23 protein-coding genes are annotated in these 21817 nt (G+C 63.5%); 6 read left to right on the forward strand and 17 right to left on the reverse strand.

The genetic code is table 11. From position 1 onward, the window contains the following. The first annotated feature begins 288 nt into the window (after positions 1–288). Genes AC1DTQ_RS08860 through AC1DTQ_RS08875 form a run of 4 tightly spaced genes read left to right on the forward strand, consistent with a single transcriptional unit; the run spans position 289 to position 4218 of the window. A complete protein-coding gene (locus AC1DTQ_RS08860; protein WP_430540616.1) occupies positions 289–807 on the forward strand; it encodes an RNA polymerase sigma factor in 519 nt (172 codons plus the stop codon). Then, the gene (locus tag AC1DTQ_RS08865) at positions 804–1823 is read left to right on the forward strand and encodes a hypothetical protein (protein ID WP_477849193.1); all 1020 of its coding nucleotides are present in this window, start codon (positions 804–806) and stop codon (positions 1821–1823) included. Before AC1DTQ_RS08860 ends, AC1DTQ_RS08865 begins: the two co-directional genes overlap by 4 nt. Beyond that, on the forward strand, positions 1820–2413 hold the full coding sequence (locus AC1DTQ_RS08870; RefSeq protein WP_477849194.1) for an IMPACT family protein: 594 nt from the start codon (positions 1820–1822) through the stop codon (positions 2411–2413). The genes AC1DTQ_RS08865 and AC1DTQ_RS08870 overlap by 4 nt, the downstream gene beginning before the upstream one ends. Further along, a complete protein-coding gene (locus AC1DTQ_RS08875; RefSeq protein WP_477849195.1) occupies positions 2410–4218 on the forward strand; it encodes an ABC transporter transmembrane domain-containing protein in 1809 nt (602 codons plus the stop codon). The genes AC1DTQ_RS08870 and AC1DTQ_RS08875 overlap by 4 nt, the downstream gene beginning before the upstream one ends. A 130-nt stretch (positions 4219–4348) precedes the next feature. Here AC1DTQ_RS08875 and AC1DTQ_RS08880 read toward each other — a convergent pair whose 3' ends face one another. Next, entirely contained in the window at positions 4349–5476 is a 1128-nt protein-coding gene (locus AC1DTQ_RS08880; protein WP_477849196.1) for a fatty acid desaturase family protein, read from the reverse strand. Between the two features lie 8 nt (positions 5477–5484). Then, on the reverse strand, positions 5485–6588 hold the full coding sequence (locus AC1DTQ_RS08885; protein WP_477849197.1) for a ferredoxin reductase: 1104 nt from the start codon (positions 6586–6588) through the stop codon (positions 5485–5487). Positions 6589–6652: 64 nt separating this feature from the next. On the opposite strand from AC1DTQ_RS08885, the gene fabR reads away from it, so the two are divergent. Next, on the forward strand, positions 6653–7357 hold the full coding sequence (gene fabR / locus AC1DTQ_RS08890; RefSeq protein WP_477849198.1) for an HTH-type transcriptional repressor FabR: 705 nt from the start codon (positions 6653–6655) through the stop codon (positions 7355–7357). Here the strand turns inward: fabR and AC1DTQ_RS08895 are convergent. The 11 genes from AC1DTQ_RS08895 to AC1DTQ_RS08945 form a co-directional block, all read right to left on the reverse strand. Next, a complete protein-coding gene (locus tag AC1DTQ_RS08895) occupies positions 7354–7515 on the reverse strand; it encodes a L,D-transpeptidase family protein (protein ID WP_477849664.1) in 162 nt (53 codons plus the stop codon). The genes fabR and AC1DTQ_RS08895 overlap by 4 nt on opposite strands. Further along, on the reverse strand, positions 7515–9149 hold the full coding sequence (locus tag AC1DTQ_RS08900; RefSeq protein WP_477849199.1) for an acyl-CoA dehydrogenase family protein: 1635 nt from the start codon (positions 9147–9149) through the stop codon (positions 7515–7517). The genes AC1DTQ_RS08895 and AC1DTQ_RS08900 overlap by 1 nt, the downstream gene beginning before the upstream one ends. A 96-nt stretch (positions 9150–9245) precedes the next feature. Then, a complete protein-coding gene (locus tag AC1DTQ_RS08905; RefSeq protein ID WP_477849201.1) occupies positions 9246–10511 on the reverse strand; it encodes an FAD-dependent oxidoreductase in 1266 nt (421 codons plus the stop codon). A gap of 281 nt (positions 10512–10792) precedes the next feature. Further along, positions 10793–10999 carry a cold-shock protein gene (locus AC1DTQ_RS08910; protein ID WP_093279745.1) on the reverse strand — a complete coding sequence of 69 codons (207 nt, stop codon included), beginning with the start codon at positions 10997–10999 and terminating at the stop codon, positions 10793–10795. A gap of 90 nt (positions 11000–11089) precedes the next feature. Continuing rightward, positions 11090–11851 (reverse strand): S-methyl-5'-thioinosine phosphorylase, encoded by a 762-nt coding sequence (locus tag AC1DTQ_RS08915; protein WP_477849203.1) that lies wholly within the window; start codon positions 11849–11851, stop codon positions 11090–11092. 3 nt (positions 11852–11854) lie between these two features. Then, positions 11855–12412 (reverse strand): hypoxanthine-guanine phosphoribosyltransferase, encoded by a 558-nt coding sequence (locus tag AC1DTQ_RS08920; RefSeq protein WP_477849204.1) that lies wholly within the window; start codon positions 12410–12412, stop codon positions 11855–11857. Beyond that, on the reverse strand, positions 12412–13419 hold the full coding sequence (gene nagZ / locus AC1DTQ_RS08925; RefSeq protein ID WP_477849206.1) for a beta-N-acetylhexosaminidase: 1008 nt from the start codon (positions 13417–13419) through the stop codon (positions 12412–12414). Before nagZ ends, AC1DTQ_RS08920 begins: the two co-directional genes overlap by 1 nt. A 13-nt stretch (positions 13420–13432) precedes the next feature. Next, a complete protein-coding gene (locus AC1DTQ_RS08930; protein ID WP_477849207.1) occupies positions 13433–13966 on the reverse strand; it encodes a CYTH domain-containing protein in 534 nt (177 codons plus the stop codon). A gap of 7 nt (positions 13967–13973) precedes the next feature. Then, positions 13974–15302 carry a 23S rRNA (uracil(1939)-C(5))-methyltransferase RlmD gene (rlmD, locus tag AC1DTQ_RS08935; protein ID WP_477849208.1) on the reverse strand — a complete coding sequence of 443 codons (1329 nt, stop codon included), beginning with the start codon at positions 15300–15302 and terminating at the stop codon, positions 13974–13976. Between the two features lie 96 nt (positions 15303–15398). Further along, positions 15399–16025, reverse strand: coding sequence for a YdbL family probable chaperone protein (locus tag AC1DTQ_RS08940; protein WP_477849209.1), 627 nt, complete (start codon positions 16023–16025; stop codon positions 15399–15401). A 15-nt stretch (positions 16026–16040) separates the two neighbouring features. Next, entirely contained in the window at positions 16041–18065 is a 2025-nt protein-coding gene (locus AC1DTQ_RS08945) for a translocation/assembly module TamB domain-containing protein (RefSeq protein WP_477849210.1), read from the reverse strand. A gap of 16 nt (positions 18066–18081) precedes the next feature. Here AC1DTQ_RS08945 and AC1DTQ_RS08950 point away from each other — a divergent pair, with 16 nt between their 5' ends. Then, the gene (locus AC1DTQ_RS08950) at positions 18082–18825 is read left to right on the forward strand and encodes a response regulator (protein ID WP_477849211.1); all 744 of its coding nucleotides are present in this window, start codon (positions 18082–18084) and stop codon (positions 18823–18825) included. 65 nt (positions 18826–18890) lie between these two features. Here the strand turns inward: AC1DTQ_RS08950 and recO are convergent, their stop codons facing one another. The 4 genes from recO to AC1DTQ_RS08970 form a co-directional block, all read right to left on the reverse strand. Next, positions 18891–19622, reverse strand: a complete 732-nt coding sequence (gene recO / locus AC1DTQ_RS08955; RefSeq protein WP_477849212.1) for a DNA repair protein RecO — start codon at positions 19620–19622, stop codon at positions 18891–18893. 178 nt (positions 19623–19800) lie between these two features. Continuing rightward, positions 19801–20724, reverse strand: a complete 924-nt coding sequence (gene era, locus AC1DTQ_RS08960; RefSeq protein WP_477849213.1) for a GTPase Era — start codon at positions 20722–20724, stop codon at positions 19801–19803. Then, entirely contained in the window at positions 20721–21398 is a 678-nt protein-coding gene (gene rnc, locus AC1DTQ_RS08965) for a ribonuclease III (RefSeq protein ID WP_477849665.1), read from the reverse strand. Before rnc ends, era begins: the two co-directional genes overlap by 4 nt. Further along, on the reverse strand, positions 21394–21807 hold the full coding sequence (locus AC1DTQ_RS08970) for a DUF4845 domain-containing protein (protein WP_477849214.1): 414 nt from the start codon (positions 21805–21807) through the stop codon (positions 21394–21396). Before AC1DTQ_RS08970 ends, rnc begins: the two co-directional genes overlap by 5 nt. Positions 21808–21817: the final 10 nt, after the last annotated feature.

The raw sequence follows: 21817 nt of genomic DNA on the forward strand, positions 1-21817 counted from the left end.
CGGCATCGATGGTAGGAAGTTGCACGGATTCCCCGAGAATGGACGTAAGGACGCGATACGCGGTCCTTGCGTCTCTAGCAGGGAAACCCCATCCCCTTCAGGTGGACGTTATCAGGTTCCATGAACAGCGCCATGGTTCCGGCGGTTTCCGCGCCACTTCCCTTCCTATACGGATTGCCCGCCTCCTGGCGGCCAGCCCGCAACCATGCGCGTGGCTATGCGGATTGTGGCCCAAGCTTTACGCTTGCCAGGGTGAACGACTTCTCAGAACCTGCAGACGAGACGCTGATGCTGGCCTACGCGGGCGGCGATATGACTGCGTTCGAGCAGCTTTATGCGCGCCACCGTACCCGCCTGTACCGGTTCCTGCTGCGTCAGCTGCGGGATCAGGCGTTGGCGGACGAGTTCTTCCAGGACATCTGGCAGCGGGTAATCACCGCCCGCGAGGGCTGGAAACCGGAAGCCGCCTTCACGACCTGGCTATTCCGCATCGCGCACAATCGCCTCACCGACCACTGGCGGGCGCTCAAGCACCGGCCGCCGGCGCCAGCGGATGGAGATGAACGCGCCGCACGGGTAGCGGATCCGGATACGCCCGAACGCGTCCTGTCCGATTTCGAGCAACGGCGGCGCCTGCAGATGGCCCTGGCCGAGCTCCCGGACGACCAGCGCGAGGTGCTGCAGCTGCGCCTGGAGCAGGAACTGACCCTGGAGGAAATCGGCGAGATCACCGGCGTAGGCCGGGAAACAGTCAAATCGCGGTTGCGTTACGCGATGGACAAGCTGCGCGCGAGATTGAGCGAATGAAATTCTATCCCCCCGAACCCTTGACCCCGGAGGAGCGCGAGCTGGCGCAGCTGACCGCGCAGCTGGGACCGCAAGGCGAACCCTCAACGGCGCTGGATGCACGGATTCTGGCGGACGCGCACGCCGCGCTGGACCGCAAGCAAGCCTTCCGTCGCAAGCCGCGTTGGCCGGTGGCCATGGGCCTGGCCGCCTCGGTGATCTTCGCCGTGGGCATTGCCTGGCAGTTGCGGCCCTTGCAACAGGCGCCGGTACCGGTGTCGGCGGAAGCGCCGATGCCTGCCGCCGCCGAGCAGGAGGCCATGGCCGATAGCGCTGCAAGCGCTCCCAGCAGTCCTTCCTTGCCCGAGGCCACCATCGCGGACAAGGCCGCCGCAGTGGCGCCGGCGCCGGCCTACGAGGAGGCAGCGCAAGCGGCTCCTCCCCCGGCAGTCAAAAATCTGGCCCCACCCCCGGAACAACGAACATCTCAGCCACGGCAGACCGCCCGCTCCGCAACAAGGGCATCCGAGCCCTCCAGACGACGGGCACAGGTCGCCGGCAACGTCAGCGCGGGCGTACCTCCGCCTCCCGCCCCGCCTGCTCCTGCAGCCATGGCTGCTGCTCCTGCATCCGCTGCCGAACCTACGGTCTCCTTCGCACCGGATCCGCACGACGCTTACTCGGCGCGCGGCGCTGCGGCCGACAGTGCCGCCCCCAATGCTGGATTGTTCGCCGAAAAGCCGCAGGCCGAAGCGCTGGCCGAGGCAAAGGCAGCGCGGGCCAATGCTTATGCACGTCAGAAAGAAAGCGCTTCACTGGACCGTATAGAGGTGACCGGTTCGCGCCTGAAGCGCACCGACTTGCAGGTGCCGGTTTCCGACGACGCCCAACTGCCGGTTAACGAATGGCTGGAGCGCGTGCGCACCCGCTACGGTCTGGGCGACGCTGGCGCGGCCAAACAAAGCCTGCTGCTGTTCGTGAAGGACCACCCCAGTGAACCCGTGCCGGGCGATCTGGAACCCTTGCTGGAAGAATGACCGACACCCTGGCCACGGCAGCGACGCATCTACTCGAAGTCAAGCACAGCCGGTTCATCGCCCAGGCGGCACCCGTGACGGCTCCGGAAGCCGCGCTGGCTTTCCTCGCCCGAGTCTCCGATCCCGACGCCACGCACAACTGCTGGGCTTACCGCATCGGCACGGAGTACCGCTCCAGTGATGATGGCGAACCTGCCGGCACTGCGGGCCGCCCCATCCTGGCCGCGATAGAGGGCCAAGGCTGCGACCAGGTCGTGGTGGTGGTCACCCGTTGGTACGGCGGCATAAAGCTGGGCGCGGGCGGTCTGGTCCGCGCGTATGGCGGTGCTGCTGCTGAGTGCCTGCGGCTGGCCGAACGCCGCTTGCTGGTGCAGATGCGCGAAGTCGCCTTCAGCTGCGCCTTCGACGATCTGGGCAGCGTGCATGCCGCCCTGCCCCTCTACGGCGCGGAAAAACTGGCCGAGGATTTCGACGAAACCGGCGCCGCCCTGCGCATCAACTTGCCCGCCGATCGCGCGGACGCCTTGAAAACGCACCTGCGCGACGCCACCCGTAACCGTGTGCGCTTCGCCGAATCGGATACCGAATGACTTCTCCCGCTGTTGAGTCCACCGATGCGGGCTCGCTCCCATCCGTTCCCGTCGCCACCGCGGTCAAGACGAAACCGCGCCTGGGCAGCCTACGTGCCCTGTGGCCGTTCGTCAGGCGGCATCTGGGCCTATTCATCGCCTGGCTAGTTGCGCTCGCGGTGGCGTCTGCGGCGACTCTACGTCTGCCGATCGCCGTGAAGCACATCATCGATCAGGGCTTCACCAGCAGCACCAACGTCGATCAGGCGTTCCTCGCTCTTTTTGGAGTCACTCTGGTTCTCGCTTTGGCAAGCGCGAGCCGGTTCTATTTTGTTTCTCTCCTCGGCGAACGGGTCGTCGCCGATTTGCGGAGAAAGTTGTATTCGCACCTGATCTCGCTGGGAGCAGGATTCCACGACAGGACGAGAAGCGGCGAGCTGGTATCGCGCCTTTCTGCCGACAGCGAACTTTTGCGCAATGTCGTAAGCACCAGCATGTCGGTCGCACTTCGCAGCACGGTTACGTTCATCGGCGGAATCGTCATGTTGTTCGTGACAAGCCCGCGTCTCGCCTCATTCGCATTACTGGGAATCCCTGTCGCGGTTCTGCCGATAATCATCGGCAGTCGACGATTGGGGAAAGCGGCCCGCGCCAGCCAGGACCGTGTTGCGGACGCGAACACGCTTGCAAGCGAAAGCCTAGGCGCTGTGCGAACCGTTCAGGCTCACGCTCGCGAATCCTACGAAAGCGCGCGCTTTGGAAGTGCAGTCGATATCGCGGTCGACACCGCTCGAAAGCGGATACGAGCACAAGCATGGGTGACTGCCGCAGCCATCACGCTCATTTTCGGAGCGCTTGTCCTCATGCTCTGGTCGGGTGCCCATGACGTCATCGCAGGCCGTTTGAGCGGCGGCACGCTCGGTCAGTTCGTTTTCTATGCGCTATTCGTCGGCGGCTCGGTCAGTGCGCTGGCCGAGGTCTGGAACGATCTGCAACGCTCAGCCGGAGGCATGGGCCGGATCAGCGAACTGTTGCAGGAAACCTCGGACATAGTCGCGCCTGCCCACCCGCGCGCATTGCCCGCACCGCTACACGGCGACATCCGTTTCGACAATGTGGTCTTCCACTACCCTTCGCGTCCCGATCTGCCCGCGCTGGACGGCTTCGATCTGGAGGTTCGTCCCGGCGAAACCGTCGCGCTGGTCGGTCCCTCCGGCGCAGGCAAGAGCACGGTGTTCTCGATGCTGCTGCGCTTCCACGATGCGCAGTCCGGCGGTATCCGCATCGACGGCGTGGATTTGCGCGAACTGGACCCGGCCGAGCTGCGCGAACATATCGCCCTGGTGCCGCAGCAACCCACCATCTTCGCTGCCAGCGCCGCCGAAAACATCCGCTATGGAAAACTCGACGCCACCGAAGCGCAGCTGCAAGCAGCCGCCGAATCGGCAGAGGCCGACGATTTCATCCGCGAACTACCGGAGGGTTTCGCCAGCGAACTCGGCGAGCGCGGCGCCCGCCTCTCCGGCGGTCAGCAACAACGCATCGCCATCGCCCGCGCCCTGCTGAAAGACGCGCCCATCCTGCTGCTGGATGAAGCGACCAGCGCGCTGGACGCGCAGAGCGAACGCGCTGTGCAAAACGCGCTGGAGCGACTGATGCAAGGCCGCACCACCCTGGTCATCGCCCATCGTCTGGCGACCGTGCTCAAGGCCGACCGCATCGTGGTCATGGACCGCGGCCGCATCGTCGCGCAGGGCACGCATGCAGAACTCATCGCCCAGGATGGGCTCTATGCCGAACTCGCACGTCTTCAATTCATAGATTAGATAGGGCGGGCCCTGGCCCGCCTTGCCATCTCTCGGGCACCGATAACGTTCGGCGAAATAACTCCGCTGTTTGTCGTCGTGAACGTCAGCATGGCAACGGCGGGCCAAGGCCCGCCCTACGCGGATTGGATCACCCCGCCTGGGTCTGCAATGCGGTCGATACGCGTGGCGGCCGGCTCGGCCATGCATGGCGCAGGATCCGCCATATCACCTGGCCGAACTGTTTCGGCAACGAACCGGTGTTGTAGTGCTGGCCATAATGCGCGCAAATGGCTTTCACTTCCGGCGCGACTTCCGCGTAACGATTAGCCGGGATATCCGGATAGAAATGGTGCTCGATCTGGTGGCTCAGGTTGCCCGACATTACGTTGAGCAGCCTGCCGCCGGCCAGGTTGGAAGAGCCGCGCAGCTGGCGCTGGTACCAGTGACCGCGGGATTCGTTGCGGATGGATTCCTTCGGAAAGGTTTCCGCATCGGCGGTGAAGTGGCCGCAGAAGATGATGGTGAAGGTCCACAGGTTGCGCAGCAGGTTGGCCACCACGTTGCCTGCCAGCACGGCCAGGAAGAACGGACCGGCCAGCAGCGGGAACACCACATAATCCTTCAGGACCTGCCGCAGCATCTTCTTGCCCACTGGCTTGAACGCCTTACGCATCTGCGCATTGCTGGTCTTACCCGCCCACCAGCGGCCCAGCTTCAGGTCCTGGATCGCCACGCCCCATTCGAACAGCAGCGCGAACACTACCGCGATGAAGGGCTGCAACAGAAAGAACGGACGCCAGCGCTGTTCCGGGAAGATGCGCAGCAGCCCGTAACCGATGTCGTCGTCCATGCCGCGCACATTGGTGTAGGTGTGGTGCTGGAAATTGTGCGTCTTGCGCCAGCTGGCGCTGGTGCCGGCGATGTCCCACTCGTAGGTCTTGCCGTTGAGGTGGGGGTCGTTCATCCAGTCGTACTGGCCATGGATGACGTTATGGCCCAGTTCCATGTTCTCCAGGATCTTGGACAACGCCAGCATCAATACGCCGGCGATCCACGTCGCCCAGAACAGACCGGCGAAAGCCAGCGGCAACGAGGCGAACAGCAGCGCGCGGCCGCCGATTTCCGTATAGCGCACCGCCTTGACGATGCCGCGGATGTAATCGGCATCGCGCTGTCCGAGCGTGGCGATGGTGCGCGCGCGCACGGCATCCAGTTCGGCGGCGAAACCATCGAGTTCGGTTGCGCTCAGCGATCGGTTGCGAGGGTTCTGGTTCATGGTCTTCATCAAAGGTCGAGCACAAGGTCGGTGCTGGCGCTGCTGATGCAGAGCTTCAGCGCGGAAGCGGGTTCGTGGAACAGTTCGCCGGTATGCAAATGGCGGGTGACGCCGGAAGACTTGCCGCAGGCGCAGGTGTTGCAGATGCCCATGCGGCAGCCGGAAGCCGGTTTGAACCCTTCGGCTTCCAGCGCGGTCAACAGCGACTGGCCGCGCGGCAGCGTGAGCGTGCGGCCGCTGGCGGCCAGGGTGACCCGCACGCTGCCCGAGTCTTCGATCACCCGTGGTGGCGGCGAAAAAGCTTCCGCATGGAAGGACTTCGTGGTCGACGACAACAACTCGCGGGCGGTGTCGACGAAACCGCCTGGACCGCAGGCGAACACCTGACGAGAGGACAGGTCGTCCACCAGCGTCCCGATCAAAGCTTCGCTGAGGCGACCGGTCGCTTCGGCGCCAGTGACCGTTTCGCGGGTTGCTACGAAATGCACGGAGAAGTTCGCGTATTCCGTCGGAAGCGCCTTGAGTTCATCGGCGAAGCAGAGCTCGTTGCGCGTGCGTGCCCAGTACACCAGGGTCAGCGGCACCGGCATGCCCTGTGCAGCCAGCGCGCGGGTCATAGACATCAACGGAGTGATGCCGCTGCCGGCCGCCAGGAACAGCCAGCTGCCCTGCGGGGACGCCGGCAGCGTCATGTCACCGAAGGCCTGACCGATTTCGAGCACATCCCCGACGCGCGCGCTTGTGCAGAGATAGCGGCTCAGTTTTCCGCTGTCGATGCCTTTCACGGTGATAGCCAGACGGCCGTCGGTAGCCGCAGCGTTGGTGAGGCTATAGCTGCGGGTCACGCGCACGCCGTCGACCTGTGCGCTGATATTGAGATGCTGTCCAGGCTGGAAACCGGCCCAATGCCGATTGGGCTGCAGCCACAGGGTGACGGTATCGGCCGATTCCGCCTTCCGGCCCGTGATCCGCGCCATTGGGCGTTCCCAGGACCAAGTCGGATTCACCTTGGATGCCCAAAAATCAAAGACTTGTGGAACGATCAACGGTTGGACCAGGCGTTTGAGCCGGTTCCGGGGACGTGGGCTGGGAGGACGGACGAGAGCATTCATGGCAGGTACTATACAGGCGCAGATACAGTCGTGTATACAACTGTATATTAACTAGATCGATATGATGCTATCTCCGCTCCACCTGAGCCCCTGCCCCATCAACGTGATCTCGCACCCTGAAGTACACGCCGACGGCGACCCCAGCACTGGCCGCAAGGCCTCGATTTCGCGCGAAGACTTGCTGGCCGCGGCTTTGAAGCTGATCGGCCCGCACCGCAGCGTGTCCACGCTGAGCCTGCGCGAGGTGGCGCGTGAAGCCGGCATCGCTCCCAATAGTTTCTATCGCCAGTTCCGCGACATGGACGAACTGGCGGTGGCCTTGATTGATCTGGCCGGGCGCTCCCTGCGCAAGGTTATTGGTGAAGCCCGCCAGCGCATCGGGTCGGACAAAAGCATCGTGCGGGGTTCGGTTTCGGCTTTCATCGAACAATTGCGTGCCGACGACAAGCTGCTGCACGTGCTCTTGCGCGAAGGCACGGTGGGCTCCGATGCCTTCAAGCAGGCGGTGGATCGGGAACTGGAGTTCTTCGAGGAAGAACTGCGCATCGACCTGATCCGGCTGGCCGCTGCGGACGGCGCGACCCTGCACGAGCCTGCGCTGGTGTCCAAGGCCATCACCCGCCTCGTATTCGCGATGGGCGCCGCCGCCATGGACTTGCCGCCGGAGAAAGATGCGGAGCTGATCGATCAACTCTCGCAGATGGTACGCATGATCCTGACCGGCTCGCGGGCCATATCCGAAGAAAACAACGCTTCCGGAGCGCTCTAGGGATTGATGCGGATCGGGGTTCCGATCGCCACCAACCGCCATATCGCCTCTATCTGCGCATTGGTGACGGCGATACAGCCGTCAGTCCAATCGCGCGTATAACCCGGCGACATGCTGCCGTGGATCATGACGTCGCCACCGGACTCGCCTATCCGCATCACGGCAATGCCCGGCTTATCAGTTCATCGACACCCTTGCTGGCCGGCAAGGTACCGAAGGCCAGGCCATGCTTTCCCTGCAAGCGGCTGGCGATGAACAGCGTCGTGGCGGGGCTCCCGGATTTCAGCAGCACCGCCGCCTGCAGCGCCAGCGCCAGGCGTTCGACCAGCATGCGGGCGTCGAATTCGTCGGCCGATTGCGATGCGCGCTGCGTACGCAGTTCCGCCACGATCCCGTCGAACGCGGCGTCGTGTCCCGTCGCGGTTTCGAGCTCGCTCAGCAGCGCGGCGCCGGTTTCCGGCTCTCGCGACAGCGCACGCAGCACGTCCAGGCATTGGATATTTCCGCTACCTTCCCAGATGGAATTGAGCGGCGCCTGCCGATAGAGCCGTGGCAGGATCGATTCTTCTACATAGCCCGCTCCGCCCAGGCATTCCTGCGCTTCATTGACGAACGCAGGCGCACGTTTGCACAGCCAGTACTTGCCGATGGCGGTGGCGATGCGCGCGAAAGCGGCTTCTTTCGCATCGTTAGGCGAAGCGTCGACGGCGCGCGCCACGCGCAGGGAGAAGGCGAGCGCCGCTTCCGATTCCAGCGCAAGGTCAGCCAACACATTGCGCATCAGCGCGTGTTCGATCAGCGGCTTGCCGAAGCTGGCGCGATGGCGGGCATGATGGATCGCCTGCGCCAGCGCCATGCGCGTTTCCGCGGCGGCGCCCAGCATGCAGTCCAGGCGCGTGAACATCACCATCTCGATGATGGTGGCCACGCCACGGCCTTCGTCGCCGACACGACGCGCCCATGCGTCACAGAATTCGACTTCGGACGAGGCATTCGACCAGTCGCCCAGCTTGTCTTTCAGACGCATGATCCGGAAAGCGTTCTTGCTTCCGTCGTCCAGCCGCCGCGGCAGCAAAAAGCAGGTCAGTCCGCCGGGCGCCTGCGCCAGCACGAGGAACCCATCTGACATCGGCGCCGAGAAGAACCACTTATGCCCGACCAGCGCGTATTCGCCCTCCCCTGCAAGCGGCGTAGCGATAGTGGCATTGCTGCGCACGTCCGAGCCACCTTGTTTTTCGGTCATGCCCATGCCCAGGGTGACGCCGGACTTCTGCGCGATAGGGAGATCGCGCGGATCGTAGCAAGGCGCTGCCGCCTTGTCGGCCCATTCGCGCAACGCGGGTTCGCGGCGCAACACCGGAACCGCCGCGTGGGTCATGGTCAAGGGACAGCTGGTGCCGGCTTCCACCTGGTGGTGCAGATAACTGAGCACGGCGCGGGCGACATGCGCGCCGGGCTGCGGCTCGTGCCAGGAAAGACCGGCGACACCGTTGCTTTTCGCCGCTTCCATCAGCCGGTGGTAGGCGGGGTGAAATTCCACCGTATCGATGCGATGGCCGAAGCGGTCGTGGGTCTTCAGACGTGGTTTGTCGCGGTTGGCGTCGAAGCCGATGCGGTAGAGCTCGTCGCCGGCGAGTCGTGCGTACTCCGAGAGCCGTGGTACGAATGCGGCCGCGCCTTCGCGTGTCGCCGCTTCGCGCAATACGGCATCGTCCGTCCACAAATCGCGCGGCTCGAAAGGCGGCGGCTGGTTGTCGACACGATGAGTTTCGAAGGGCGGCAGCTTGTCCATGGGCCGATTCTAACGGCACCTAGGAGCGCGTAGGAGCGCGTAGGAGCGACGTAAGTCGCGAAACCCAATCACACGAAGAACTAAGTGTTTCGCGACTTACGTCGCTCCTACGCACACCCGGCCGTCCGGCATGGACCGGTGCTTGTCCAACGCGTCGATGAAATCCGGCTGCAGCGCATACTTTCCCAGCCAACCTTGCTGGGTGCCGCTGAGGATGCGCAGCATATGGCTGCGACCGCCGGGCAGCTTTCCCAAAGGAAGGAAGCTGACATCGCGGATTCGCGCCACCATGTCGCGGTCCGACTGGAACAACGGCGTCAACCAGTGGCTCCAGAAATGGTAGATGGAGACGTGCTTGCGGCGCACGTGCTGGTATCGCGCCAGCGCGTCGTCCAGCCTGGTTTCGTCGCGCAGCGCATCCCGCAATGCCATCGCATCCATCAAGGCCATGTTGACGCCCTGCCCCAGTTGCGGGCTCATCGCGTGCGCGGCATCGCCGGCCAGCACCAAACGTCCGCGATGCCAGTCCTTCTGGATCGCATCGCGATAGCTCGCACGGGCCAGTTGCGAACACTCGATGACGCCCTGCAGACGTACGCTCGCCTGCGGCCAGATACCGGTCACTTCCTCCAACCATGTCGCCATTCCGCGTGACTGCCATGCGTCGAAATCCGATCTCGGCAGGCTCCAGAAGAAACTCAACCGCGGCACATCGTCGCCGGGTCGGGTGCCCACCGGCAGCAGACCGATCATCTTGCGTGCGGCCACGTAGCGCTGGCGCAGCTCGTCGGGCCATGGCCAGTCGCCGCGCGACACCAGGCACCACAACGCGCCCCAGGGATACACGCGATCCGTACGGCTCGGCGATATCCGTTGGCGCAATTGCGAAGCCGAACCATCCGCCGCGATCACCAGATCGAACGGACCATGGTTGCGTCCGTGTTCGTCCGACAGTCTGCCGGTGTCGTGATCGACACTGGTCACGCGAGTGCCGCGATGCATGCCAGCCATTCCATCCCAGGCGTCGGCCAGCAGCGTGAACAAGGCGCCGCGCTGCATGCCCAAGCCGTACATGCGGGGATCGAGACCTTCGTAACGCATGTCCATGACCCCGCGTCCGCATGGCGTTTCGCCATACAGCCGCGTGACCGGCGCTCCGTATTGCAGCGCTGCTGGAAGCAGACCCATCTGCCACAGCACCTGCAGCCCTGTCGGTTGCAGCAGGAAGCCGGCGCCGACCGGGCCTGGCTCCGACGCACGTTCGAACACCTCGACCCGGTGCCCATCGCGCGAAAGCAGGATCGCCAAAGCCTGGCCTGCGGTTCCGTAGCCGACGATGGCGACATTCAAAGATGGGGGCATGGCACTCCTATTGCCGGCGGTGGTATTTGATGGGCTCATTATAGAAATTGCGGCGACGTCATCGCCGACCAAACGCAAGAGCCTCGTCATCCCAGCGAAAGCTGGGATCCATTTTGACTTTGCCTTGGGTTGGTCGTGATGCCTAGGAAGATCAAGATGGATCCCAGCTTTCGCTGGGATGACGATCGACTTTCACTGGGATGACGATCAAATTGATGAACCTGCCTGCGGCCCATAAAAAACCCCGCCGCAGCGGGGTTCAAATGAATCCAGTTTTCAGATCAGGCTGCAGGTTCGATGTTCGATGCCTGTGCGCCCTTCGGGCCCTGGGTCAGCTCGTAGCTGACGCGCTGGCCTTCCTGCAGGCTGCGGAAGCCCTTGCTGTTGATCGCGGAGTGGTGGGCAAAGACATCGGCGCTGCCATCTTCCGGCGCGATGAATCCGAAGCCCTTGGCGTCATTGAACCATTTCACGGTACCGTACGGCATAGCTCTGGTATTTCCTTATTGGATGCGGGTGGTGTGGTCTGTGCGTAACGCGCACAGGCGGAGTATGCAAAGACCGGGCCGCGTTGACAATCACCCACGAGCCAGTTCGGCGATCAGCTCCGGCAAACCGTTGGACGCGGCTTGCACGTTGGACAGCACTTCGGCCATGGTGATCTCCTCGCCGCTCCCGCATCCGGCGGCCCAGTTGGCGACGATGGCCAGGCAGGCGTAGTCCAGCCCCAACTCGCGTGCCAATGCCGCTTCCGGCATCCCGGTCATACCCACCAGATCGCAGCCATCGCGCTTCATGCGGGCGATTTCCGCCTTGGTTTCAAGGCGCGGCCCCTGGGTCGCACCGTAGCAACCATGCGCCACCAATGAGACCCCAGTCACACGTGCAGCTGCGATTATCTTGTGCCGCAGCATCATGGTGTAGGGGTCGCCGAAATCCACATGCAGCACTTCGCCGCCGGCGCTTCCATCGGCACCGCCTTCGCAGATAGTCGAAATGCGGCCCCACGTGTAATCGATTACTTGATCCGGGCAAGCCAGCATCCGCGGCCCGAAGCCGGCGTTGATGCCTCCGACCGTATTCAACGCCAGCACACGTTTTGCGCCGATCTGCTTCAACGCAGCCAGATTGGCGCGGTAGTTGATGAGATGGGGCGGCACCGAATGGCCTTCGCCATGGCGCGCCAGGAAAGCGACGCGCTGACCGAGCAGCATGCCGATACGGATGGGCCCGGACGGCTTGCCGAACGCGGTATCGATTTCGCGCGTATCCACGTCCTGCAGGTCGGCGAGCTTGTACACGCCGGTCCCGCCGATCACCGCCAGTGCGATATCAGTCATCACTCAATCCTTCAACGCGTAGATGCCCGGCAGATTGCGGCCCTGCTCGTGGTAGTCCATGCCGAAGCCGAACACATAGCGGTCCGGAACCTCCAAGCCCGCGTAATCGGCGCTGATGCCCGCAATCACACGATCATGGCGTTTGGTGGCCAGGGCGGCGATACGCACATCGGTGGCGCCCTGCTCCATGCACCATTCGCGGACCGCGGCCAGGGTGTAGCCCTCGTCCAGAATATCGTCGACCAGCAATACGCGACGGCCATAAAGCGCAGTAGCCGGGCGATGTTTCCACACCAGTTCACCGCCGCTGGTTTCGCCGCGATAGCGCGTGGCGTGCAGGTAGTCGAACTCCAGATCCAACCCCAACGCACCCAACTCCAGCGACAGCTGTCCTGCGAACGGCAACGCGCCATGCATCACCGTCAGGTAGACCGGCACTTCCCCAGCGTAATCGCGCGCGATAGGGCCTGCCATTGCCGCAATGGCGGCATCGAGGGTGGCGCGGTCGACAAGGAGTTCCGCATTGGCCAGCGCCGCGGACAAAGGATGCGACGAGGCCATCAGGCGACGTTTCCTGCATTCGCAGGCAGGCGCGATTGCGCATCGCTGTAGCGCGCATCGGCGAGCAACCCATCCCAGCCAAGCCCGCCACGCCCCATCAGCCCGAGCAAGGCGGCGGTATTGGACTTGCGTCCTTCCATTGCGCGCAACGATTCCTCGACCAGCTTGGGTGCGCAGACCAGCACCACGTCGCAGCCGGCATCCAGATGATCGTCGATGCGCGCCTTCACCCCACCCGCGGAAAACGCGGCGGCCATACCGATATCGTCGGAGAACACCACGCCACGGAAGCCCATTTCCTGACGCAGGATTTCATTGATCCAACGCGGCGAATAACCCGCCGCCTCCGGCGCGACCGCCGGATACGTCACATGCGCCAGCATCACCGCATCGGCGCCGGCCTCGATGCCTGCGACGAACGGAACCAAGTCTTCCTTGCGCAGCACTTCCAGCGAACGCGGATCGACCGCGTCGTCGAAATGCGTGTCTTCCAGGACCGTGCCATGGCCCGGAAAGTGTTTGAGGGTGGCGGCCATGCCGACGCTGTGCATGCCGCGTACGTAAGCTCCAGTGAAAGCAGCCACGACCTGCGGATCCGCGCTGAACGCGCGATCGCCGATGGCGCGGTTGCCACGCGCAAGATCGACCACCGGCGCGAAACTCAGATCGACGCCGCTGGCGCGCACTTCGCTGGCCATGAGCCAGGCATGCTCCTCGGCCAGCTTCAACGCGGCCTCCGGGTACTGCGCATAGAGCGCGCCGAAGCCTTCCAGCGACGGCAACGCGCTATAGCCGTCGCGGAAGCGTTGCACACGCCCGCCTTCCTGATCCACGCAGATCAGCTGCGGGCGCGGCGCAGCGGCGCGGATCGCCGCGCACAAGTCCACGACCTGCTCGCGCGAGGCGAAGTTGCGGGTGAACAGGATCACTCCGGCTACCGCATCGTTCTGCAGCCAGTCGCGCTCCTGCGCGGTGAGTTCGGTGCCGGAAATGCCTATGACGAGCATGCTTTGGTATTCCTCAGGAAATATCTTTGACAGCGAGGTCGCTGGCGGCGCGTTCGTCATCCGCCCATTGCGAATACGGGTACGACGCCAGGGCCAGATTGTAATAGCGCAGCGAGTCGGTCACCTGCTTGCCGGCCCAGGCAGGCAAGGCGAAGGCTTCGTCGGCATGCTGCAGTTCGATTTCGGCGACCACCAGGCCGGCATTCTCGCCCAGGAATTCGTCCACTTCCCAGAGGTGGCCCTGATGACGCACGTAGTGGCGGCGTTTGTCGATCAGGCCGCCGACGCACAACGCGAGCAATGCCCGCGCTTCGTCCACGGGTACGGCGTAGTTGAATTCCTGCCGGGTGTGGCCGCGTTCGCGGGATTTCAGATTCAGGTAGGCGCTGTCGCCTTCGATACGCACGCGCACCGAGGCCTTTTGCGCCCCGCCTTCGACCATGGCCAGGTCGTTCAGGTAGCCCTGCGCCATGGGCACGACCTCGTGCGCCGCGGTGCGCCAGGCGTCGCTGGTGACAAGAAACTTGCGTTCGATCTCGATTCCCATTGGCTCTCTACTTCATCTCGAACAAAGCGATGCTTTCCACATGGCCGGTGTGCGGGAACATGTCCATCACCCCCGCCGCCTTGAGCTTGTAACCGCGCTCCTTGACCAGGAACCCGGCATCGCGCGCCAGCGAAGCCGGATGGCAGCTGACGTAGACGATGCGGTCTATATTCTTGAGCGGCAATTGTTTCAACACTTCGTCGGCGCCTGAGCGCGGCGGGTCCAACAGCAATTTGTTGAAGCCCTGCCGCATCCAGGGGGTGCCGCGCTGGTCTTCGGTCAGGTCCGCCGCGTGGAAATGCGCGTTGGCCAAGCCATTGCGTTCGGCATTCTCGCGCGCACGCGCGACGAGACCGGCTTCGCCTTCCACCCCCACCACCTCGCCCACCAGCCGCGCCATCGGCAAGGTGAAATTTCCCAGGCCGCAGAACAGGTCCAGGATGCGGTCCTGCGGCTGCGGATCCAGCAACTCGAACGTGCGCGCGATCATCTTCTGGTTGAGGGTCGCGTTGACCTGGATGAAGTCCAGTGGGCGGAACGCGAGTTCGATCTTCCATTGCGGCAACGCGAAGGCCAACTTCGGCGCATCCGGCCACAACGGCACCACCGTGTCGATGCCGCCTGATTGCAGGAAGAATGCGAAATGGTGCTGCTGCGCGAAAGCAATCAGCTTTTCCCGATCCGTCTCGTTGAGAGGATTCAGGTGGCGGAATACCATCGCGACAGTCTCATCGCCGGCGATGAATTCGATCTGCGGGATGTCGTTGCGCGCGTCCAGGCTTTCCACCAGCAGCGCCAGCGCTTCGACGCGCTCGCCGATCTGTGGAATAACGGTGTGGCAGATCCGCAGATCCGCCACGAAACGCGGGTCGGTCTCGCGGAAGCCGACTAGCGTCTTGTCCTTCTTGTTGACCCGCCGCACCGAGAAACGTCCCTTGCGGCGATAGCCCCAGCTGTCGCCGGTCAGCGCCGGCAACACGGCCTGCGGAGCGACGTGGCCGATGCGCTCCAGGTTCTCCAGTAGTACGCGCTGCTTGAGCAGGATTTGCTTGTCTTCGGCCAGATGCTGCAGCACGCAGCCGCTGCAGGTGCCGAAATGCGGACAGCGTGGCGTCACCCGGTCCGGCGATGCCTGCAAAACCTCCAGGGTGCGCGCTTCGTCGAAATGACGGTTCTTGGCAGTCTGCTCGGCCATCACCCGCTCGCCGGGGAGCGCACCGGCGACGAACACGGTTTTCCCGTCACGACGCGCCACGCCTCGGCCATCATGGCTGTGGTCGACGATCTCGGCTTCGAACGGGGTTTTATCGATGCGGGGGCTGCGGGGTCTTGCCACGTGGCGATAGCTGCGTGCGATTGCGGGGACGTATTGTCGCAGATACAGCTTTGTCCCTTCTCCCGCCGGCGCCCGAAGGGAGAAGGAAAAGCTGGTCTACTTCTGCTTCCAGCTCCCGCCCGCGTCCTGATACCACCAGCCCTTGTGCGCACTGGCGATCCACTGCTGGGCGAAGGTGCCGCGGATCTGGCTTTCCCATTCCGGATGGCCGTTGGCCACCGCCACTTCGCGATAGACCGCTTTGCGGTCGCGATTGTCGTCCGCCACTGCCTGAGTGATCGCCACCCGGTCCTTCAAAGCCAGCTTGGAGGCGTCGCGCACCTCGACCATCCCATCGCGGGTCAGGCCCAGCGCGCCCGCATCGAAGCCCGCCTCCAACTGGGCCTGGAAGCGTGTCGTCATGCGGCTCTGGATGGCCTGGATGGCCGGGGTCCTGATGTTGATGTCCGCACCACTTTCCTGTGCGTACGCGGTACCTATGCCGACCAATGCCAGCCAGTTGAACGGGCGAGCGGGGTTTTGCAACGACGCGCTGCCGCCCTGCCCACCCGGCGTCTGCGGAGCAGGCTTGGCATCGGTAGCGGGCACATCGTCGCCGATCACCTTGTCGACGAATTCCTTGGCCGCTTCCTTGGCTTCGGCCGCCGGGAAATAGACGTTAATGGTGACGCAGGCGGTGAGCAGCAGCGCCGCCGCGAATGAGGTTCCCAACCAACGATGCATGTCACTCTCCCAGGATTATTCGATGACCGGCTTGCTTTCGCCCTGCGTGACCGCCACCAGCCGTTCGACCAGGGTGGGCCAATCCACGCGATGGTTGAAACCCACCACGGTCAGGCGTGGCAGGCCTGATCCTTCCACGATAATAAAGCCGTTGCCGGCTGAACGAAGGCCGTCCATCTCGCAGACCTCTTCCGCCAGCCTGCAACGGATGCCGATCTGGCGATAGCCGAAGTCGTCGAACAGCTTCAACGCCTGCGCCTGCAGGCTGTCGCCCAGCCCACCGGCGCCGCCAACGCTGGAAAGGTCCTGCACCGCCCGCTGGCTGATGCGGCGCCTGCCTTTCCAGTTCGGGTCGGTATGCAAATCGGCGTCGAAACCTTCCGCCTTCCAGTCCACCAGACGCAGATTGCGGATGCTGCCATCCAGCGCGCCAGTGATCTCGCCGAAGCCGAAAACCTCGGTCAACGACTGCAGGTTCATGTCGTCCAACTGGATATCGGCCGACAGCGTCGGCGCCGTGCCGAACGGTCGCTCCATCGCCAGCCCCGAAACCAGCACCGTCCCGTCGAACATGTGGGTGACCAGATTGCCGTCGAAATCCAGTCGGTCATTGGCGTAGCGAGCCTTGGGGATACTCCCATCGAGTCGTCCCTGGAAGGCGGGCCAGTCCAACGCCTTGGCCAGTTGGCTCACATCGAGCCCTTCGACGGCCAGGCCGAAATCGAATTCCAGGCCGCGTTCGCCAGCGGGGGGACGCAAGTTGATATCGTCGAACCGCAGGTCACCGCCCAGCATCGGCACCGTGACCGCTTTGCGCAGACCGATGTCGCCGTCTGCGCTGTCCAGCGGCAGGTTGGCGGCGCCAAAAGCCAAGCCGTGCACTTCGCCACCTCGCCAACGCAGATCGCTGTCGACCGCGGGACCCGCTGAAAAGACCGGCGTGCCGCTCAATCCATCGAATCGGAAACGCTGTTGTGCGTCGATCACCGATACCTCGCGCAGATCGGCGGCGGCGCGGACCAGCTCGCCATCCCTCATCTGCACCCGCGCACTCATCGCACCATGCAATTGCAGCTCGCCCAGGCCGAACAATCCAAGCCATCCGGATAGATACCGCGGACGCAGTGGTGCCATATCCGCGCTTTCGACCTGCAGCTCCGCATCGCGCAGGCGAGTCTGCGCGTCGAAACCGAGCGAACCCTGCACACGCATCGCATCGCCGTCGTTCCACAACATCCGGGGAATTTCCCAGCCGGATTCGCCCTGCTGGCGTGCGGCGATACGGATCTCCACCGGCGTGGCCGGCAGAGCGATGTAGCCGTTGCCCACTAGCATTTCGCCGCCGCGCAGGCTGCCGTCCACGGTTACCAGGGACAGGCCGGCGGACTTGCGGTAATCCAGATCCACCTGCGCGCCCAAGCCTTCGGCGGCGATGCTGCCATCGGGCGTATCCAGCCCAAGCCCGGCGATCGCGAGCCGACCCTCGACGCGCAACGGCTGCGATTCGGCGGTGTGGATATTCAGCGATCCGGACATCTGCCCGGCTTTCAGGTTCGCATCGGACCAGGCCTTCGTCAGCAGCGCCTGCACCCATGCCAGCGGCACGCGGGTCAGGTCGATGCGGGTGATATCGGGGGCGGCGGCGTTGCGATGCAAGGCCAGGTTTGAATTGCCGCTCGCAAGCACAGCGTCAGTGCTGGCCGTCGCCAGATCGATCCCGAGCTTCAGCGGCTTGCGGCCAGCGCTGCGGATGTCCCCCTCGCAGCGCCACCCTTCCTGCTGGATGGCTCGTTGGAGGGGGCAGCGCCAAGTCAGGTTATCGAAGCGATAGCCAAGGTCCGGCGCCAGCACACGTCTGGCGGTCAATGTGAGCTGCCCGGTTTCCGCGATGGCCGGCCATTCCAGCCGTACAGTCACGTCCTGCAGGCTGGCCACCGGGGTGACGACCTTGGCGATACGCGCGCTCAAAGTCCTGGCCTGCCCGCCGACGGGCATCGCCAGCAGAGACAGCAGGAGCAGCGGTAAGATGCGGCAAGGCATGGAAGGCAGCATAACGATGTCAGATCACAAAGGAATGAAGCCGCGCTTGCTGTTGGTGGAAGACGATTCCGTCAGCTGCAGCTTCATGGTCGCAGTGCTGCAGGCATTGCCAGCGGAGATCGATGCGGCCGGTTCGGTAACCACCGCTCTAGATCAGAAGGGTTTCTATGACCTGTGGCTGCTGGACGCCAATCTTCCCGACGGAAGCGGCGTGGAACTTTTGGGGCAACTGCGTGCGCGGTTTCCCGCCACTCCCGCGCTGGCGCACACTGCCGACGACTCGCTCGCTTTGCATGCGCAACTGCGGGCCGCAGGATTCGACGAAGTCTTGGTCAAACCGTTCACGGCCTTACAACTACGGCAAACGGTTGAACGCCTGCTTCGGCCCGTCCCTGGCGATTCTCTCCGTGCTGGCGACGCCGATGGAAGTTCCGCGGCATTTCCACTCTGGGATCAGGCCACTGCGCTGGCTGCATTGAACGGCAACGAGGAGCATGTGGCGACCCTACGCCGGATGTTTCTCGAGGAGCTTGGCCGACAACACGATGAAATCCAGGCATCGCTGCAGAACGGCAGCCAGGAAGTGGCGAAGAAGGTGTTGCATCAATTGAAGGCCAGCAGCGGATTCGTCGGTGCAATGCGTTTGAATGCGACAGCTGCTCTGTTGGAAAAATCGCTTTCCGATGCGGGAACGCTTGCGTATTTCTCGATGACCGTGCGCGATACCCAGTCCTCAGGCAACGAATCCGGAACGTCGTAGGGACGATGTAGGAGCGACGTAAGTCGCGAAGTCTTCCTGGTATTTCATCGCGACTTACGTCGCTCCTACTCGCGCCGCTTCAGCCGCCCAAGCTCACCGAGCATTTCCCAGGATTTCAAGCCGCGTCCGCCAAGGTGATGGCTGAGCACATTACGCAAGACCAGACGCAGGCTGGCGAGATCGTCCGCATCGGGTTGCCGGTCGGCGGCCAACGCCAGCAATGCGCTACCCGTCGCCGCATTGCTGCGCTCATCACGCCCGCGATCGCTCAATAGGCGACGCGGACCTTGCTCCGGATCGATCCGATAACGTGCGGCCGGATCGATGGCTACACCCTCGGCATCCTCGCTCAGGTCGAAACCCGAGCCCAACGATTCCAGCAAATCGCGCTCGAAGCGCCGCAAGGTCCAGGCGAGCGAACTCTCACTGCCCAGCCGCGATCGGGTTTCTCCGTAGATGCGGTACAGGTCGCCATGCGGATCCTGGCGCGGCGCCAAGCGCATCACCAGTTCATTGACGTAGAAGGCCGCCAGCATCGCCTCGCCGGCGAGCCGGGGAGCGGCATCCAGCGCTTCGGCCGACACCAGTTGCGCAAGCTCACCGCGCTGTACAGCGTCCAGACGGATATGCTGAAGCGGCTGCAAGGCCGCGCGCAACACTTGCTTCTTCGGCCCCTGCACCCCGCGCGCCACCAGGCCCAGGCGTCCGTGATGCTCGGCCAGCACTTCGACCAGCAGGCTGGTCTCGCGCCAGGGGCGAGCGTGCAGGACATAGGCGGCTTCGGCGTTGATGCGCATCGGTACCGCATTGTAGGAGCTGCGCTGCAATGTGGGAGCGCCGTCTCGGCGCGAGCTTTTGTCTTTCTATCCAAAACAAAGCAGGGTTAGCCGGGGGCTGAAAAGCTTGACTCCACAAATACTAGAGCTCGCGGCGGGACGCCGCTCTCACAGCGCCGCTTCCGTGAAGGTGTCGAAACTATTCGTTGTAACCGAACGCCTTCAATGCGGCGGCATCGCCCGACCAGCCTTCGCGCACGCGTACCCAGGTTTCTAGGAAAACCTTCGCGTCGAACATGCGTTCCATCTGCAGCCGCGCCTTGCTGCCGATTTCCTTCAGGCGCGCGCCGCCCTTGCCGATGACGATGGACTTCTGGCTTTCACGCTCGACCCAGATCACCGCACCGATGCGCAGCAATCCCTCCTCTTCCGCGAAACGCTCGATTTCCACGGTAGTGGCGTACGGCAGTTCGTTGCCCAGCTGCCGCATCAGTTGTTCTCGCAGCAGTTCGCCGGCCATGAAACGCTGGCTGCGATCGGTGATTTCGTCCTCGCCGAACATCGGTGGCGCTTCCGGAAGCAAGGCCAACATGTCCTTGACCAACTGTTCCAGTCCGTTGCGCTTCAACGCGGAGACCAGGTGGACGCTAGCGAAGGTGCGCTCCTCGGTGACCTTGGACAAGAAAGGCAGCAACTCCGCCTTGGCCTTGATTTGGTCGACCTTGTTGACCACCAGCATGACCGGGATGCCGGTGTCGCTGAGCACGTTGTAGGCCAGCGTGTCGGCTTCGTCCCAGCGTCCCGCCTCAATAACCAGCACGGCGGCATCCACATCTTCCAGCGCACCGCGTGCGGCACGGTTCATCACCTTGCTCATCGCCGAGGCCGAGAACTTGCCTTCCTGCTTATGCAGACCCGGCGTATCCACCAGTGCGATCTGGCCTTCGGGGAAGGTGGCGATGCCCAGCAGGCGATGGCGCGTGGTCTGCGGCCGATTAGAGACGATGCTGACCTTGGACCCGACCAGCGCATTGGTCAGCGTCGACTTGCCCACGTTGGGCCGGCCGATGACGGCGATGCTGCCGCTGCGATGGGCGTCTTTGCCGGGCGTTTGAGTATTCACTTGGAGATGTCCAGTTTTTCCAGCAATGCGGCCGCGGCGGCCTGCTCGGCATTGCGGCGCGAGCTGCCCTCCCCTTCGGCGGTCAGGATGGGATCGGTGATGGTGCAGCTGACATTGAACATCTTGGCGTGATCGTCGCCGCTTTCGGAAACCAGTTCGTAAACCGGCAGAGGCCGTTGCCGACCCTGCAACCATTCCTGCAGACGCGTTTTCGCATCCTTGCCGGGTTTGCCCACCGGCAACGCCGCCAGGGATTCCTCGAACCAAGGCAACACCGCGGCGCGGCAGGTCTCGAAACCGGAATCGAGATAGATGGCCGCCACCACCGCTTCCAGCGCGTCGGCCAGGATCGAATCGCGACGATGACCGCCGGATTTCATTTCGCCCGGACCCATGGTCAGGCGAGCGCCCAGTTCCAGGCGCCGCGCGATGGTCGCCAGCGAGGCTTCGCGCACCAACTCGGCGCGGGCGCGGGTCAATGCGCCCTCGTCGGCCTTGGGCCAGCGCTGGAACAGCACTTCGGCGACCAACAGGTTGACGATGCTATCGCCCAGGAATTCCAGGCGCTCATTGTGCGGAGCGCCGGCGCTGCGATGAGTCAGGGCCTGCTCGAGCAGGCCCGGGTCCGCAAAACGGTGGCTATCCAGCTCACCGTGACGGTACTTCAGATCAATCGGTTCCACCGTTACGGGTCAGGTCCTGGGAAATGTCGAACACGCCCACCACGTCCAGATTGCCGACCAGCGGACGGCGTACCTCGTAGTTCACCTTCATGTTCCAGCCGTTGTCGATCCGCTCGATCTTCACGTTCTCGGACTTCACGTTCTCGGAGTAGCTGATGTAGAGGCGGCGAAAGAACAGGTCCTGGATCTTGGAAGGGTCCATATCGCCCACACCCGGTTCGGCCGCCAGACTCTTGGCCGCGGTGCGAACCGAGTAGTACTCCTGATACATCGGGAACAGCTTCATGCCGATATACGCGGTGAAGCCGACTACCGCCAGTACGACGATGAAACTCATCAGCGTGATGCCGCCCTGTTTGCGTTTCGGTTGCAGACTGCCAGTTTTCAAATTGCGATTCATATGCCTATCC

Source organism: Pseudoxanthomonas sp. P4_B2 (assembly GCF_056402315.1).

Coding starts and splice junctions, on each gene's coding strand:
- AC1DTQ_RS08865 (WP_477849193.1), top strand. CDS start 804: ATGAAATTCTATCCCCCCGAACCCTTGACCCCGGAGGAGCGCGAGCTG.
- AC1DTQ_RS08860 (WP_430540616.1), top strand. CDS start 289: ATGCTGGCCTACGCGGGCGGCGATATGACTGCGTTCGAGCAGCTTTAT.
- recO (WP_477849212.1), bottom strand. CDS start 19,622: ATGCGCATCAACGCCGAAGCCGCCTATGTCCTGCACGCTCGCCCCTGG.
- AC1DTQ_RS08915 (WP_477849203.1), bottom strand. CDS start 11,851: ATGACTGATATCGCACTGGCGGTGATCGGCGGGACCGGCGTGTACAAG.
- AC1DTQ_RS08870 (WP_477849194.1), top strand. CDS start 1,820: ATGACCGACACCCTGGCCACGGCAGCGACGCATCTACTCGAAGTCAAG.
- AC1DTQ_RS08920 (WP_477849204.1), bottom strand. CDS start 12,412: ATGGCCTCGTCGCATCCTTTGTCCGCGGCGCTGGCCAATGCGGAACTC.
- nagZ (WP_477849206.1), bottom strand. CDS start 13,419: ATGCTCGTCATAGGCATTTCCGGCACCGAACTCACCGCGCAGGAGCGC.
- AC1DTQ_RS08880 (WP_477849196.1), bottom strand. CDS start 5,476: ATGAACCAGAACCCTCGCAACCGATCGCTGAGCGCAACCGAACTCGAT.
- AC1DTQ_RS08905 (WP_477849201.1), bottom strand. CDS start 10,511: ATGCCCCCATCTTTGAATGTCGCCATCGTCGGCTACGGAACCGCAGGC.
- AC1DTQ_RS08970 (WP_477849214.1), bottom strand. CDS start 21,807: ATGAATCGCAATTTGAAAACTGGCAGTCTGCAACCGAAACGCAAACAG.
- AC1DTQ_RS08910 (WP_093279745.1), bottom strand. CDS start 10,999: ATGCCGTACGGTACCGTGAAATGGTTCAATGACGCCAAGGGCTTCGGA.
- AC1DTQ_RS08895 (WP_477849664.1), bottom strand. CDS start 7,515: ATGCGGATAGGCGAGTCCGGTGGCGACGTCATGATCCACGGCAGCATG.
- AC1DTQ_RS08945 (WP_477849210.1), bottom strand. CDS start 18,065: ATGCCTTGCCGCATCTTACCGCTGCTCCTGCTGTCTCTGCTGGCGATG.
- AC1DTQ_RS08930 (WP_477849207.1), bottom strand. CDS start 13,966: ATGGGAATCGAGATCGAACGCAAGTTTCTTGTCACCAGCGACGCCTGG.
- AC1DTQ_RS08875 (WP_477849195.1), top strand. CDS start 2,410: ATGACTTCTCCCGCTGTTGAGTCCACCGATGCGGGCTCGCTCCCATCC.
- AC1DTQ_RS08940 (WP_477849209.1), bottom strand. CDS start 16,025: ATGCATCGTTGGTTGGGAACCTCATTCGCGGCGGCGCTGCTGCTCACC.
- fabR (WP_477849198.1), top strand. CDS start 6,653: ATGCTATCTCCGCTCCACCTGAGCCCCTGCCCCATCAACGTGATCTCG.
- AC1DTQ_RS08950 (WP_477849211.1), top strand. CDS start 18,082: ATGTCAGATCACAAAGGAATGAAGCCGCGCTTGCTGTTGGTGGAAGAC.
- AC1DTQ_RS08885 (WP_477849197.1), bottom strand. CDS start 6,588: ATGAATGCTCTCGTCCGTCCTCCCAGCCCACGTCCCCGGAACCGGCTC.
- AC1DTQ_RS08900 (WP_477849199.1), bottom strand. CDS start 9,149: ATGGACAAGCTGCCGCCCTTCGAAACTCATCGTGTCGACAACCAGCCG.